The organism is Gluconobacter cerinus (assembly GCF_025961355.1).
Lineage (GTDB): Bacteria > Pseudomonadota > Alphaproteobacteria > Acetobacterales > Acetobacteraceae > Gluconobacter > Gluconobacter cerinus.
In genome coordinates this window covers 1-13,895 of sequence record NZ_JAOQNM010000005.1, presented here as the reverse complement: position 1 = coordinate 13,895, position 13,895 = coordinate 1, and the positions used below count along the sequence as shown (strand labels likewise).

General features: G+C 38.7%; 18 protein-coding genes. 16 read left to right on the top strand and 2 right to left on the bottom strand.

Annotated elements, in window-relative coordinates:
• The first annotated feature begins 7 nt into the window (after window positions 1-7).
• The 8 genes from M2305_RS15970 to M2305_RS15935 all read left to right on the top strand — a co-directional run bounded on the left by M2305_RS15970 (window position 8) and on the right by M2305_RS15935 (window position 5,083).
• Entirely contained in the window at window positions 8-403 is a 396-nt protein-coding gene (locus tag M2305_RS15970; protein WP_264650029.1) for a hypothetical protein, read from the top strand.
• A gap of 820 nt (window positions 404-1,223) precedes the next feature.
• Complete coding sequence (locus M2305_RS15965) at window positions 1,224-2,777, top strand: virulence-associated E family protein (protein WP_264650028.1); 1,554 nt, start codon at window positions 1,224-1,226, stop codon at window positions 2,775-2,777.
• A complete protein-coding gene (locus M2305_RS15960) occupies window positions 2,778-3,161 on the top strand; it encodes a hypothetical protein (protein ID WP_264650027.1) in 384 nt (127 codons plus the stop codon).
• 102 nt (window positions 3,162-3,263) lie between these two features.
• Window positions 3,264-3,518 (top strand): hypothetical protein, encoded by a 255-nt coding sequence (locus M2305_RS15955; RefSeq protein ID WP_211514771.1) that lies wholly within the window; start codon window positions 3,264-3,266, stop codon window positions 3,516-3,518.
• 43 nt (window positions 3,519-3,561) lie between these two features.
• Entirely contained in the window at window positions 3,562-3,993 is a 432-nt protein-coding gene (locus tag M2305_RS15950; RefSeq protein ID WP_264650026.1) for a lysozyme, read from the top strand.
• Between the two features lie 35 nt (window positions 3,994-4,028).
• Window positions 4,029-4,433 carry a hypothetical protein gene (locus tag M2305_RS15945; protein ID WP_264650025.1) on the top strand — a complete coding sequence of 135 codons (405 nt, stop codon included), beginning with the start codon at window positions 4,029-4,031 and terminating at the stop codon, window positions 4,431-4,433.
• A 34-nt stretch (window positions 4,434-4,467) separates the two neighbouring features.
• Entirely contained in the window at window positions 4,468-4,812 is a 345-nt protein-coding gene (locus tag M2305_RS15940; RefSeq protein ID WP_264650024.1) for a hypothetical protein, read from the top strand.
• Window positions 4,802-5,083 carry a hypothetical protein gene (locus tag M2305_RS15935; RefSeq protein WP_264650023.1) on the top strand — a complete coding sequence of 94 codons (282 nt, stop codon included), beginning with the start codon at window positions 4,802-4,804 and terminating at the stop codon, window positions 5,081-5,083. The genes M2305_RS15940 and M2305_RS15935 overlap by 11 nt, the downstream gene beginning before the upstream one ends.
• Before the next feature lie 194 nt (window positions 5,084-5,277).
• Here the strand turns inward: M2305_RS15935 and M2305_RS16390 are convergent, their stop codons facing one another.
• Both M2305_RS16390 and M2305_RS15930 read right to left on the bottom strand, forming a co-directional pair.
• The gene (locus M2305_RS16390; protein ID WP_408871499.1) at window positions 5,278-5,631 is read right to left on the bottom strand and encodes an HNH endonuclease; all 354 of its coding nucleotides are present in this window, start codon (window positions 5,629-5,631) and stop codon (window positions 5,278-5,280) included.
• Window positions 5,564-5,887, bottom strand: coding sequence for a hypothetical protein (locus M2305_RS15930; RefSeq protein ID WP_264650022.1), 324 nt, complete (start codon window positions 5,885-5,887; stop codon window positions 5,564-5,566). The genes M2305_RS16390 and M2305_RS15930 overlap by 68 nt, the downstream gene beginning before the upstream one ends.
• 132 nt (window positions 5,888-6,019) lie before the next feature.
• On the opposite strand from M2305_RS15930, the gene M2305_RS15925 reads away from it, so the two are divergent.
• From M2305_RS15925 to M2305_RS15890, 8 genes are all read left to right on the top strand, one after another.
• The gene (locus M2305_RS15925; RefSeq protein WP_264650021.1) at window positions 6,020-6,361 is read left to right on the top strand and encodes a hypothetical protein; all 342 of its coding nucleotides are present in this window, start codon (window positions 6,020-6,022) and stop codon (window positions 6,359-6,361) included.
• A gap of 118 nt (window positions 6,362-6,479) precedes the next feature.
• Entirely contained in the window at window positions 6,480-8,459 is a 1,980-nt protein-coding gene (locus tag M2305_RS15920) for a phage tail tip lysozyme (protein WP_264650020.1), read from the top strand.
• Window positions 8,460-8,489: 30 nt separating this feature from the next.
• Complete coding sequence (locus tag M2305_RS15915; RefSeq protein ID WP_211514763.1) at window positions 8,490-8,900, top strand: hypothetical protein; 411 nt, start codon at window positions 8,490-8,492, stop codon at window positions 8,898-8,900.
• A gap of 23 nt (window positions 8,901-8,923) precedes the next feature.
• A complete protein-coding gene (locus tag M2305_RS15910; RefSeq protein ID WP_264650019.1) occupies window positions 8,924-10,261 on the top strand; it encodes a phage portal protein in 1,338 nt (445 codons plus the stop codon).
• The gene (locus M2305_RS15905; protein ID WP_264650018.1) at window positions 10,251-10,916 is read left to right on the top strand and encodes an HK97 family phage prohead protease; all 666 of its coding nucleotides are present in this window, start codon (window positions 10,251-10,253) and stop codon (window positions 10,914-10,916) included. Before M2305_RS15910 ends, M2305_RS15905 begins: the two co-directional genes overlap by 11 nt.
• Before the next feature lie 51 nt (window positions 10,917-10,967).
• The gene (locus tag M2305_RS15900; RefSeq protein ID WP_264650017.1) at window positions 10,968-12,101 is read left to right on the top strand and encodes a hypothetical protein; all 1,134 of its coding nucleotides are present in this window, start codon (window positions 10,968-10,970) and stop codon (window positions 12,099-12,101) included.
• Window positions 12,102-12,137: 36 nt separating this feature from the next.
• Window positions 12,138-13,217, top strand: a complete 1,080-nt coding sequence (locus M2305_RS15895) for an IS5 family transposase (protein ID WP_015075063.1) — start codon at window positions 12,138-12,140, stop codon at window positions 13,215-13,217.
• A gap of 173 nt (window positions 13,218-13,390) precedes the next feature.
• Window positions 13,391-13,732 (top strand): hypothetical protein, encoded by a 342-nt coding sequence (locus M2305_RS15890; RefSeq protein ID WP_264650016.1) that lies wholly within the window; start codon window positions 13,391-13,393, stop codon window positions 13,730-13,732.
• The last annotated feature ends 163 nt before the right edge of the window (window positions 13,733-13,895 follow it).

Here is a 13,895-nt window from a genome sequence, read left to right as displayed (position 1 = left end):
ACGTAATATGTCTTTTAAAACGTGGCTTTTTGAAATTCCCGAAATCTATAAATCAGCTTGGCAATCTGGGGTTGTTACTCCCTCAGATGACGACGCAAGATTTATCTCACCTCAATTTCCTGAGGGGATTTATTTTCAGAAGGATGGTGTGGTTATAGGCGCAATGTGTGATGGTCACTGCGCCAGCGATTATATGTATGAGATGCTGTTTGTGTATAAAGACGCTACAGCGAAGTACCAAGTTATGATAGGCGAACAACTATCTGCTCAGTTGTCTTTTAAGGATGCCTTGAATCCTATCATCGAGCTTAAAAAAGCTGATTCCAAATGGAATGCATTCGATGGTAAAAATCCGAGTGATCCAGAAGTTCAGAAACAACTAATCGAAACATTTAATTTTTAACAATTGAATCGTATTTAGAGACCGGTCTTATTAAGAAAACCTCGGTTCAGGAAATGCGTGTTGCATAAGACAATGCTCGTATAATCGGCCTATACGAGCATCTTTCTGCGCGAAAACAATAATAGAGAATTTTATCGTAGTGCTAGGTGTGACGATGTGACTTGGTGTGACCGATATATCGAGTGCCACAGAAAAAGTTTTTGTAGAATCCTACAGCTACTATTTCAGGTCACACCAAGTCACACCGGTCACATCTAACTTAAAATATAGTGGAAATGGGTTAAATTTACTAAAAAAGTACGCAAAATTGTTTAAAATTACCCTATTTCAGTCTTTTTTTAGGTAAAATGAAGATGTGACCGGTGTGACTTGCGGTGTGACTTAGGTGTGACCTGAAATCGCAAGTCACACCAAAACAGTCATTTTTTAGGGAAAATCAGACATATTCCGCTTTCCGGATAAATAAGAAGTAATTCTAGTGTGACTTGCGATTTCAGGTCACATCAAGAAAATAATAATGACACAAAATTAAATAATACGCTAAATTATAAACATAGAAGTTAAATTCACTGTTTAACTGCTAAATAAAAATAAGAAAACGAAATGAACCGAAAGTGTGGAAACTTTGAATTGGATCATTTTTCACAGATGATTATAGTTAACGATAATGCTTTATGTTATCATTGCTAAATAAAAGAAGAAGAAATAAAAACATTATTTCTTCATGTTTAAATTATTTGTGAAAAACCCCATTCAGAAATCCACACTCTGAATGGGGTTTTGTGTTTCTTGCACAACAAATAATTTAAAGGAGTCTTAAATGACAGAAAAAACATTAGCACAATCGGTAACAGAAGGCATTGCAAATGGTGCTGATAATTCACTCTTAATAGAAATGATTTTGTCATTTCCAGATGAATTAGAGCATTTTCAACAATTTCAAGTTCTTAAAACTATAAGAAAAATCACTGATAAAGATATATCAAGAGTAAAAATCAAACTAAAATGTATAGAAAAATATGGCACTACAATCTCGAATGAAGGAGACTTAGTTAGAGCATATTGTAACAAGTATAATTTAGTTCCACAATCTAACGACACAATTCACAGCACAGCACCAATCTTAGTAGGCAATCATGTAACATATGTTAGTGATCTCGATTTAAAATCACCAGAAGGAAAAGCTATTCGCAATAAAGCGAATGATAGAGGCATTATTGATTATGCTGATGCTATTCTTTTTGAAGCAATTGATATGGGATTTACTCATTATAGTCACCCGATCATCATCAAATATCTAAATGAAATTGTTAAGGGTCGTAAAACACAAATTATGGCTGAAACAATCAGTGAGTTGGCATATTCTGCTCCAAAATCAAGAGTAGTTCGTGAAGAAGACTTGTGGAACAAACTTTACGACTCATGTTTTAATCATCCAGAAAACAATCGAGAACTTGTTATAGCCGTTCTTCAAAACTTTATTCACTCAGTTAAAAGAAAAATTCTTGGTGAAATTCCATCAAAAATTATAATGCCAATCTTTGTTGGTCCTCAAGGTACGGGTAAAACATACTTCATTGAACAGTTAATCAAACCACTTGATTTCTTATCAACAAAATCCTCAATGTCAGAACTTGGTGATACACGGTCTATAGATTTGTTTTACAATTATGTTGTGTTCATCGATGAAATGGCACGAGGTGATAAAACAGAATGGAATAAAGCAAAAGATAATATCACATCAACAACTATATCTGGTCGTGTTCTTGGTACTTCTCAAAGAAAAACAATTTGGAATTGCACAACATGTATTGGTGCTACAAACAATTCTTATATGGGAGTTGTTTCAGATGAAACAGGTGGTAGAAGATTTTTCCCATTATACTTTACATTAGAAATATCAAAAGATTTACGTGATGCAAGAGATATAATTTACGAAAACATGGTTGCTCTATGGAACTCAGTTAATGAAAACTTAGAATCTCCACTTATGAAATATGAAAACGAACTTGCTGAAATAGTTGAAGAAAACAGAGCAAAATCTGATGTTGAAATGTGGATAGAAGATACCAAGTACGGACAAGAGTTTACCGGACGTGTAATGGCAAAAGATTATTTTGAAGAATTTCAAACATGGGCAAACAAGTTCGCCACTAAATCAGCTAAAGCATCAAACATAAGAATATTTCTTGCAGATTTTAAGAGACTATCGACTGATTCTAAGATTGACTACTCCGTTACTACGGTTTCAAAAAGAAACTATATCACTTACAACGGTTTAGTTGATTTAGTTGAAACCGAACCAAAAAATATTAAAAAAATACATGATATGAAGGAATTCTTGAAAAAACAAAAAGAAAACAAGGAGAAATGAATGAAACCACAAATTAGAATATGCTCAAATTGTCAAAAAGAGTTTGTTGTTAAGTACGGATCAAACGCACGTCGCTGTAACCTACTGTGTTTCTTGATAGAAAACACAGTAAAAACATCATCGGTTCTATCAACGCCATGTTGGATATGGAACCAGATCAATGATGTAACTTTATCATCAGAAGAAATTTCAAAGTGGTTGGGTGAAGAATTTTACTTCAACACTTGTCATAATGAACACTGCGTAAACCCTGATCATATTGAGTTTTTCAAGACTGAACAGGAACTTTTTCAGAGACAAATTCAGGAAGCAGCTAATCCATATCAACAAGACTGGAGGTTTATAAAGCATGAAAATGGATCACTTGGAAAAAGTATCATTTAAACAGAAATAGTTCATTTTATTATTGACATAAACACATAACTTATAAAACAAAATCATCCCATTAAATATCCGTGTTGTACAACAAACGATACGGAGATTTAAATGGATGATCTTTTAGCATTAGCAGCAAAAGCAATTTTAGCAGGTGGACCTTTGGTGGTTGTATGTTTCCTACTTGGATTCATATTTTTCCTATTAGTTAATCTAGGAACTGCTAACAAAAAACTAGATGAAAGAGAAAAGAAACTAGATGATTTAATGGGACAGTCAACGGAAGCTACTAAAGCAATGACAGAAGCAATATGTGATTTAAGAGTTACCATTTCAGAAATCAAAGGCTCACTGAACGCAAAATAAGAAACTTAAATACCTTCATGAATAACAACTTGAAGGTTTTTTAATGAGCATACCAATTGAACTTATAGAATTAGTAGAGAAGTACGAAGGATTCAGAGCGCAAGCCTATCAAGACATCACGGGCATATGGACATGTGGCTATGGGTTCACAGGCCCTGACATAACAGCAGACACCTCCATGACCCTCATAGAAGCTCGTACAGAGCTGTCCAGTAGGTTAGAGCTTATATGGAGCGCCATCACCCAGAAAGCTCACTCCACGCTCTCACAGAACGAACTGATCGCACTCTCTGATTTTGCCTACAACTTAGGATTAAACGCGCTGTTCACGTCTCATTTGTGGGCGCTCCTACAGCTATCGGAGAAGCAAGCAGCTTCTGAGCAATTCCCTTTGTGGTGTCATGCTGGTGGTAAACAAGTTCAAGGACTTCTCATAAGAAGGCTCGCTGAACAGAAGATATTCATGACCGAATAAATACTCACATGATGAACAACATGAGAGATTAGAAAATGACAGAAGAAGAAATATTCTACAAAACCTTAAAATGTGAAGAACTTGTTTTGTATAATCAAGAACTACACGAACTTATATGGAGATTGGTTCATACAGATGAACATGACCATGAAATGGTTTATCTAAAAGGGCAAAGACCACAAGGAAAAATCAGTTCAATATACTATCCATATTTCGATACAACTATACGAATTTTACTCAATAATGATGTAACAGCATATATACAGAACTCCATTTTAGAGATTAATTGCCATTACATTATTAGAAAATTAGAATGTGGAATGTACCCTAATATTCTTCTTGATTTAAACACACTTGAATATACACATCAACAAACAAATATTGATTTTAGTGAGTTTGTTGAAGAACTAAAATATATGATCACAAACAAACCATACTAAATAAAAACATAACAAACCATACTAGGAGAAACATATGGAATATAAAAGTTCAACAAAAATAATTAGAGAAATTACAGGCGGTCTTGTAAAATACTATGATGAGTACAACACATGTGATTTACAGGACACCATAAACGAGCAGATTTTAGCACTTGATCCAATCAAATGCGCCCATGAATCAGTTAGAAATTCTACTGCCTCAGAACTAGAAAAGATAAAAATATTTGTTCGTACATATAACGAAGTAGTTTTAGAACAAAACAAAACAAAAGAGCTAACAAAACGGATAGAAAAGATAAAAGAAAATAGGAACAAGTCCCAATCAGAATTGAGAAGCACATACAAAAACATCATAAAAGGAGAAACATATGGAAATTAAGTATGAAATAGAAAAAACATTTACATTCAAAGAGGTCGAATTTAAAAGCACACAAAGAAAAATTAAGTCTTTAACAGTTCAAGCACCAGCATTCCAAGACAGATATTTGTTGATTGAAGCACTTCCTGAAAACCCATCAACAAAAGATTCATTTAACTCAATGGTTAAACTGGCAGTTAAAAAGACTGGCTTAACAATTGAGGAGTTTATGGAACTACCAGAACCAGTAGCAAATGCGGTTTTGGGGTTTATCACACCTACAGCGGAATAACTGCTGAACAATGGCTTGAGATCGACCAGGCTATTCAACAGTTAATCGTGCTGATGAAATGGCCTTACCAACACAAGCAAGACCCACTTTCACTTTGGAACGCACCTCTTCCAGAAATCAACCAATGGTATGAGACATATGAAAAGATGCAGCCAAAAAGAAACCCACTAGAGCAATTCTAAGTGGGTTTTTTCTTAGCCAAAGACTGACCTAGTGTTTCTCGATATGTCTTTTTGGAGTGGTGCGAAGCGCATAGAATGGCGACCCGAAGGCCGACATAACACCTGTAAGTTAGACAATTCATACTTCAACTCAGGCTTTTCAACTAACGGAACAATATGATCAACATGCAAATGCTGTGAGTTATAAACTCCTGATTTAAGACATTCGACGCAGAACGGATTGTTCTTTCTAAATGTCTTAGAAACTTCTCGCCATTTATGATCATACTGTTGTTTGTTAACAGTTCTTTGTTCAGTTTCAATTTTCGGTTTCTGTTGAACTACCAACTTCTTTGGCTTCCAAACTGGTATCTTCTTTTTCTTCATATTCTGCTTTCAACTCCTGATATAACTCAACTGCTTTTCGATCACTGATTAAGTTGTTCGAACATGCTATGTAAGCAGCGCATAATGAACAAAGAAGATCATATGTTCCTGTTTTATCAGAACTGAACTGTTCATACATTTTAGAAAAATCAGGGTAAGACCTGTATAAAGATACTAATGCTTGTTTGTTTCCTGATAGCTCAGAAGTTAGTCTTTTAACTTCCATAACGCATAGCGCATTTAATTGTTGTTCCATTTTTTACTCCTAATGATTTCTAGTATTTAATTCCTTATAAACTTAGTAGTTAACTAAAAGAATATTGACTTTAAATAATTCAGTAAGAACAAAACTTACAAATCTAAAATAAGATAATTTAAGGAGTCATATATGACAGTAGATGAATTTTTTAAAAACGTAATAGACAACACACAAGAGAACTACAGAAAGATACCTCAAGACCTAGAAAGAAATTTCTCTAACTATGGCTCTCTTACACAAAAACAAGCGGAATGGATTGAAAATGCTATTAAGCGAAACAGAAAACTAAGATCATTAGAAATACCAGAAGAAATTCAGTATGAAATGGACATAGCACTTAACAGAACAAACGAACTTCCTGATTTGAACATACACGCGCAATCTTTCTTAGACCAAGAAGAACTAAGAGATATAATTCTTGATGAAATCGCACTGGCAGTAACAAGAGTTATGGAGAGATTAGCTAAATAAAAATGTGGCGTTTCTCACATTTGGCCACACTGTTCATCATTTCACATAAAAGCCCTCTAGCAATTCGGTTAGAGGGCTTTTGCGTCTCTAAATACTCCTAAAGATTATGGAGTAACGAATGGCACAACAAGGATCATTTAAACTTTCTGTTGGTTTGGTGGATAACGCATCATCAGGACTAGCAAAGATAAACGCGCAAATAGCCGCAGCAAGAAAACCTATGGATCAGCTACAGAAGCAGATGGATAGGTTCGGTAAGGTAACACGAATATCAAAGCTACATCAGCAAACCACAGCACTTCTAAACCCCATTGAAAAAGCCGGTAAGCTATTCGCTGGCTTGTTTGGTATGGGTTCAATCGCTGGCATCATTGCGACAACAAGGCAGTTTGCTGCCCTTTCTAACGAAATCCAGAGAACAGCAGCATCTCTTGGAGTAGCTACAAACAAACTACAAACATTACAGGACGCAGGAAGATTGCTTGGCACTGGCTCCAGTTCGATGGGGAACATGCTTCAAACAATTCAGAACAACCAACTTTCAATGAGATTTGGCGGTGATGGAGACCTTCAAACCATCTATCAAAAGCTTCATCTCTCACAGCGTGATTCAGCAACCACAGTCAGAAACAGAACGCTTGATTACGTTCATAACCACCTAACAGCGGGTGATGTTGATCCTGCTATCTTGAGACAACTTTCCCAAAAGATGCTTGGCACGACTGACTATATGGGAATGAGTTCAAAGCAGGTTGAACAAGCAGAACAGAGAGCAAAATTTTTAGGAAGATATAACGAGGACAACGTAAAGAACGCCAACAAACTCAGAGAGTCATATCAAGGCGTTCTGACTGCCGTAAATGGCGTTACACAAACAATTATAGGAAGACTAGCTCCTAAGCTATCTCCACTACTCGACAAGTTCGCAAATTGGTTAGCTGGACCACAAGCAGACAAAGCGATTAACGCAATTGTTGATGGTGTGATGAAGCTGGCTGATTGGCTTCAAAAGGTAGATTGGAAAGGCGTCGGTGACAAAATCGCTGAGTGGTACAAATGGCTTGGCGGCTTCAAAGGGATTGTTGAAATCCTAATCGGCTTGAAGCTGGCTAGTTGGTTTGGCGGAGCAGCAATAGGCGCAATCAAACTGTTCTCCGCATTATCCAATATCGGCAAACTTTCAGTCTTTGGAAAATTAAAGGATTTCGTAGGACTAAAAGCAGGTTCAGGAATGTTGGGTTTTCTTGGTGGAGTTCTGAAAGGACTGACCAGAATTGCCGCCGTGCTTGGCGTCATAAAGACCGGATATGACTTGTTCCAAGATTCCAAAATTCAGAACACTTATGACAGGCACGAAGCATACGGAAAGCATATAGGGCAAGCCGTTGGTGCGGTAGCAGGTGGCGCACTTGGATCAGTTCTAGGGCCAGCAGGAACAGTAGCAGGTGGTGCGGCGGGTGCGTGGCTTGGTGGTAAAGCTGGCGCGATGGCTGGTGACTGGCTTTCAACACCTCACCCTGAAATTCTGAATGACAAGCAAAGAGCAGGAAGAGCGCAGTATCTACAACAGCAACTGATGAACGCTGGCCTTACGAAGAACCAAGCTACGGGCTTTATGGGGAACATAGCGCAGGAATCAAACTTCAACGCCTCAGCAAGAGGGGATGGAGGGAAAGCGTTTGGTTTGATGCAATGGCACAAAGACCGCGTGGAGCAGATTTATAAAGGGACAGGCGTTGATGTGCGTACAGCGGGTTATAATGACCAAGTGAAGGCCGCTGTATGGGAGATGCAGCACGGCGATGGAGGCGCACAAAAGCAATATCAGATGATGCTTAAAAACAAGGATATGTCTGTTAGTGATGCGGCTGGTTTAGTGAACAAACTGAACGAAAGGTCAGCAGACGCACTTGGACAAGAAAAGCAATGGCGCACACAAAAGGCGTTAGCGTGGCAACATTCCATTGATGTGAACTTCAATAACGCACCACAAGGAATGACCGCTTCGGCTAAAACAGATAGTTCTAGTGGCGTTAAAATTAATGCTCCTACTATAAAACAAGCAAGAACACCTACAATGGGTTCAGGACTAGTCTGATTCCTTAAATACTCCAAAAAGGAGTATTATATGGAATGGATATTACCAAAGGATATAACTGAAAAAGATATACTAGAAAGTGAAGGTTTTGTTTACTTAATAACAAACCTAATCACTAACAAAAAGTATATCGGAAAGAAGTTCGTTTACTCAAAAAGAACTAAAATTATAAAAGGTAAAAAGAAAAAAACTAAACAAATAAGCGACTGGAAAACGTACTCAGGGTCATGTGAGTCACTTACACAAGATATTCAAATGTTTGGTATGGAAAATTTTAAGAAAGAAATTCTGACAATCCATAGGACCAGAACAGAATGTAACTACACAGAACTTGAACAGCAGATCATATATGATGTTCTTAGATCAAAAGATGATCAAGGTGAATTCAAATATTATAATGCTAACATTGCTCATAAGTATTTTAGGAACAACATTAAATAGGAGAATATAAAACGGAGAACTAAATGGCATTATTTGAAAGAATTAAAAAACAGGCTGTTTCTGAATGGGCTAAACCACAAAAGCATGAGCCAAAAACAAAAGCCGATGCGGGTACCATTCCACAAGTACCACTTGATAATTTGTCCTTTCTGCCGGGAATTATTGGACAGACAACAGCAAGCGGTGTGACCGTCACAGAAAGAACGGTCCTTCAATTATCAGCGGCTTACACATGTATCAACCTGATAACAAAAGACATTTCTGGATTGCCCATCAACGTCAAGAAGTCAGACAATGGCGGATGGAAAAATCTTGAGAACACGCCTTACTTAGAACTTCTGGCCTTTCCGAACAAAAGACAGACAACACTTACAATGCTTCAAACGCTTGTATTTGCGTACATGGTTTCTGGAAATGGATATGTTGTTATTATAAGAGATAAAACAGGAGCAGCAATCAACTTAGTTCCTGTTGATCCGTGGAATGTTAACATAGAAGAAAAAAACAACGGTGATAGAGTTTATCATGTCACCGAAAGACTTCTGTCTGATTACAGAACTTCCATTAAGTCAGAAAAAGGAATCAACAGAAGAATAAGAGAAGAGGATATGATCCATATCCAGTCCATCAACATTGTTGATACAACAAGAGGCAATAGCCCGATTAATCTTGCTGGTGAAGTGTTTGGGTTGGGATTGGCAGCGCAGGAAACAGCAGCGCGAGCATTCAACAACGGTTCTTACTTTCAGGGATATTTGAAAGTTCAAGAAGGAACAAAAATTAACTCAAACAAACAAGATCAACTTCAGGAAAACTGGAATAGGTCACAACAATCAGTAACTAACGCAGGTAAAATACCTGTTGTTCCATCCGGAGTTGATTTCGTTAACACGGGCGCATCACCTGTTGATCTTCAACTTCTTGAAGCAAGAGAACAAATTACAAAAGACATTGCTAGAATGTATGGTGTACCACTTCATAAGTTAGGGTTTGGTGATTCAGAAAAAGCAGCGAACTTATCTCAGCAAGAAAGATCATATGTAAATGGTGCTTTAAGCTGTATTACAAAACAGATTGAACAACAGTTTAACACAAAGATTTTGTTTAGATCAGACTTTAACAAGATAAAGTTCGAGTTTGATTTCAATGAACTTGTAATTCCAGACATGCTTGAGCGTGGACAATATTACGCAATCGCAATCACAAACGGATTTATGAGCAAGGACGAAGTTAGAGAACTTGAAGGATACGCACCAATCCCAGACGGGCAAGGCAATACGTTCCTTTCACCTACCTACACAGCCCAACAGGACGGAACAGGATCACACAACATAGGAGAACCAAAAAAGGATGAAGAATAACATCTATACAACAAAGGCGTTTAGGGAGAATCTAAAACAAGAAAAATACATGGATAATCCAGTAGTTACTAAAGACTTCCAAATATCATCTTTTGACGACAACACATCAACATTCATCATAACAACGGACGCACAAGATAGAGTTGCTGATATTGTTGATCCTGATGGATTGATCATAACAAACTACTTGAATAATCCAGTAGTTCTTGAAAACCATAAATCAGACGAGTTCCCTATTGCTAAATGTACGGAACTAAAAAGAGTTGGAAATGGGTGGGAAGCAACTATCGAATATGTTGATGGGGATGTTCCGTTAGCAGGACCAAGAGCAGAGGCAGTTAAGCAGCTTGTAAAACAAGGATTCTTAAACGCCGTTTCAATTGGTTTCAGACCACTTGAATTCGAGTTCAATGACGAAGGCGGAATTAACTACCTTAAAACAGAACTAACGGAATTTAGTATTGTTACAATACCATGTAACCAAGAAGCATTAGTGATAGAGCGTTCACTAAATAAACAAGAAGAACAAGACATATCAGAAAACGATTCAGAAGAAACCGAATTAGAAGAAGATAAAAAAGTTCAAGATGATTCAGTAAGTGAAAAACAACTAAAACTGAATATCAATAGAAAACGTAAAATTTCAATCTACTAAATAAACAAAACCTTTTCGAAAAGGAAAAAACATTATAGGAGAAAAACATTTATGGCAGTTTCCATAAAAGAATTTAAGAAGAAACTAAGTGATATTAATGCTCGTAGAAAAGAACTTACTGACGACATTGACGAAGCAATTCTAAACGGTGAAGATTGTGCTGATAAGGAAGCAGAAGCAGACGAACTAGAATCAAAAGCGTCTAAACTTGCTAAAAGAATCAAAGAGATCGAAGACGCAGAAGATAAAGAAGATGATATCGACCCAGAAGAAGTTGAAGCTTCTGAAAAGTCTTTAAAGATCAATCCAGTTCATTATGTCGGACAAAAAGCAGATATGGGCAATGCGCTTAAATGTGCTGCTCGTCACCTTGCTTATAGAGCATGGGCTGAAAATCCTTCTGTTGGCGTTAAAGGCGCACAAGAAAGATTCATTAAATCATACGGCAGAGAAGCATTTGATACACAAATCAAAGCATCTCCAATGACAGTGGGTTCCTTGAACTTCCAAGCACCTAACTACAGACCAGATATGTTAATCCCACTTTTGAACAAGGGTATCGTAACTAACGGTGTTCTAAGACAAGTTCAACTTGAGAATAACAACCTTATTGCTCCAAGAATGATCAGTGGTTCAACTGGTTCTTTCAATCTTGAAAACGGTTTGATCTCAACTACTTCAATCGGTACTGACGTTAAGAACCTTGAAGGTAAGTTCTACGGTTCTATCATCAATACAACTGCTCAAGCATTGCACTTCTCTGGTGGTATTCTTGAAGACCTTATCGCAGAAGAAATGCAAACACGTCACAAGTTGATTGTTGAACAAATCATTCTTAACGGTACTGATGGTACTCTATCACCACTTGGTTTTAAAGGTTACACATCAGAAACACAGAACATTTCAACTTCTGATTTCAGTTCATTAACTGGAAACGATACAGCAACTTCTTTTTCTATCGTTCAACAATTTTCAGATATGGTTATGAACGCACAAGCTGTCATGAGACAAGCTGGTGAATATTCTGATCTAGTGTTGATTCTTCCAGAAACAGTTTTGGGTAAACTACGCTCAAGAGCAATGATGACTGGTGATTATTCACTTGGAAACATTCTTGATGGTGGCTTCTTCGGTATTGAAATTGGAGGGTTCGAAAAACCCTTGGCTCTGAGCTGTTCTGTGTGATTCCATTTCTTCGGCGTTGATTGGGGATGGTGGAAGATGAAGCAGCCTGGTTTCTTTGATGTTGAAGAGCGCCTTGCTCGGCTGAGCGGGCTTGGCGATCAGCTGGAGGCCTTTTCCCGGACTGTGGATTTTGAGGTGTTCCGCCCTGATCTGGAGCTGGCTCTGGCCTATTCAGACGGAAGTAAAGGCGGACGTCCGCCGTTTGATCCGGTGCTGATGTTCAAAATTCTGGTCATCCAGACGTTGAACACTTTGTCTGATGAACGGACAGAGTATCTGATCAACGACCGCCTGTCGTTCATGCGCTTTCTGGGATTGGGGCTGTCGGACCGCGTGCCGGATGCCAAAACGGTCTGGCTGTTTCGTGAGCGTTTGACACAGGCGGGTGCCATTGAAAGGCTGTTTGACCGATTTGACGCGACCCTGCGGAACGCCGGTTATCTCCCGATGTCCGGCCAGATCCTGGATGCAACACTGGTGGCTGCTCCAAAGCAGCGCAATACGAAGGCTGAGAAAGCGGATCTCCGGGCAGGACGTATTCCAGAAGACTGGCAGGACAAGCCCGCAAAGATGTCGCATAAGGATCGTCATGCACGATGGACACTTAAGTTCACGAAGGCGAAGCGGCAGGACGATGGAACCATACCGTCGAGCGATCTCGCCATCCCGTTCTTTGGCTACAAATCCCACGTCTCCATCGACCGGAAGTTTCGGTTCATCCGAAAATGGAAGACGACGGATGCCGCCGCCAGTGATGGTGCGCGATTGAGAGAGGGGCTGTTAGATAAAACCAATACGGCCTCAAGCGTTTGGGCTGATACAGCTTATCGCTCGAAAGCGAATGAGGACTTCATGGACAAAGAGGGTTTTGTCTCAAAGGTTCACAGAAAAAAGCCGCATCTCAAGCCTATGCCCCGACATATCCAGAAATCGAATGCTGGAAAGTCCGTGATCCGATCGCGCGTCGAGCACGTCTTTGCCGACCAGAAATCACAGACGGGATTGTTCATCCGAACTGTCGGTATCACCCGGGCCACCATGAGGATCGGGCTGGCCAATATCGTCTACAACATGCGCCGCTTCCTCTTCCTCGAAAGATTGAACGCGAGCGCATAGTCATCCAGCGGGAGAGCAGTCCCCGATCTGCTCAAAACGCAGATCAAAAGCTCCCCCAAAAACCGTCAATCAAATCGCCAAAAGCCTGAAATCACGAGCCAGGCGCATCAACCAACGGTTCTTCGATCCCTCCAATTCGTGGTTCTAACAACCTTTCAACAAACGAAGGTTCATTGGTAACTGGCGCAACTGCTTCTACAGATATTGCTCCGGGTTATCTCGTTGCTAAAGATAAGGTATGGCAAGGTAACGGTAACTTCTACAGCTTTGAATCTTTCAATGCTGGTACAGTTGGTACTCAAAACCTTATCCAACAAGTAGGACAAGCATATAGACTAGTTGATTCTATTGCTACTGCTCTAACAAACGATGTTTCTCTAACTCGTTTGGAATTTAAAGGACTTGTTACACCTACTGATAACTCCAACACCTTCTATGCTCAACCAGCATCAGGCGAAGTTTCAACTGCGACAGGTATTGGTACTGCGAAAACTACAGGAACCGGCAACGGCTAAAAACTACAAAGTTACTACATACATTAAAGGGAGCCGAGAGGTTCCCTTTTTTGTTTCTAAATACAGGAAAGAGAAAGGAGAACAGAATGATTATTGAGTTCATTAAATCCCCAAACAAAAAAATAGAAGTTGGAACACAAAAGAATGTTCCATCAGCAGTAGG

What these genes read in the sequence shown, in the direction of transcription:
- M2305_RS15935 (WP_264650023.1), top strand. Translation starts at nt 4,802, where the DNA reads ATGGAAATTAAGTATGAAATAGAAAAAACATTTACATTCAAAGAGGTC.
- M2305_RS15945 (WP_264650025.1), top strand. Translation starts at nt 4,029, where the DNA reads ATGACAGAAGAAGAAATATTCTACAAAACCTTAAAATGTGAAGAACTT.
- M2305_RS15900 (WP_264650017.1), top strand. Translation starts at nt 10,968, where the DNA reads ATGGCAGTTTCCATAAAAGAATTTAAGAAGAAACTAAGTGATATTAAT.
- M2305_RS15910 (WP_264650019.1), top strand. Translation starts at nt 8,924, where the DNA reads ATGGCATTATTTGAAAGAATTAAAAAACAGGCTGTTTCTGAATGGGCT.
- M2305_RS15920 (WP_264650020.1), top strand. Translation starts at nt 6,480, where the DNA reads ATGGCACAACAAGGATCATTTAAACTTTCTGTTGGTTTGGTGGATAAC.
- M2305_RS15930 (WP_264650022.1), bottom strand. Translation starts at nt 5,887, where the DNA reads ATGGAACAACAATTAAATGCGCTATGCGTTATGGAAGTTAAAAGACTA.
- M2305_RS15925 (WP_264650021.1), top strand. Translation starts at nt 6,020, where the DNA reads ATGACAGTAGATGAATTTTTTAAAAACGTAATAGACAACACACAAGAG.
- M2305_RS15970 (WP_264650029.1), top strand. Translation starts at nt 8, where the DNA reads ATGTCTTTTAAAACGTGGCTTTTTGAAATTCCCGAAATCTATAAATCA.
- M2305_RS15905 (WP_264650018.1), top strand. Translation starts at nt 10,251, where the DNA reads ATGAAGAATAACATCTATACAACAAAGGCGTTTAGGGAGAATCTAAAA.
- M2305_RS15895 (WP_015075063.1), top strand. Translation starts at nt 12,138, where the DNA reads ATGAAGCAGCCTGGTTTCTTTGATGTTGAAGAGCGCCTTGCTCGGCTG.
- M2305_RS15950 (WP_264650026.1), top strand. Translation starts at nt 3,562, where the DNA reads ATGAGCATACCAATTGAACTTATAGAATTAGTAGAGAAGTACGAAGGA.
- M2305_RS15960 (WP_264650027.1), top strand. Translation starts at nt 2,778, where the DNA reads ATGAAACCACAAATTAGAATATGCTCAAATTGTCAAAAAGAGTTTGTT.
- M2305_RS15915 (WP_211514763.1), top strand. Translation starts at nt 8,490, where the DNA reads ATGGAATGGATATTACCAAAGGATATAACTGAAAAAGATATACTAGAA.
- M2305_RS15955 (WP_211514771.1), top strand. Translation starts at nt 3,264, where the DNA reads ATGGATGATCTTTTAGCATTAGCAGCAAAAGCAATTTTAGCAGGTGGA.
- M2305_RS16390 (WP_408871499.1), bottom strand. Translation starts at nt 5,631, where the DNA reads ATGAAGAAAAAGAAGATACCAGTTTGGAAGCCAAAGAAGTTGGTAGTT.
- M2305_RS15965 (WP_264650028.1), top strand. Translation starts at nt 1,224, where the DNA reads ATGACAGAAAAAACATTAGCACAATCGGTAACAGAAGGCATTGCAAAT.
- M2305_RS15940 (WP_264650024.1), top strand. Translation starts at nt 4,468, where the DNA reads ATGGAATATAAAAGTTCAACAAAAATAATTAGAGAAATTACAGGCGGT.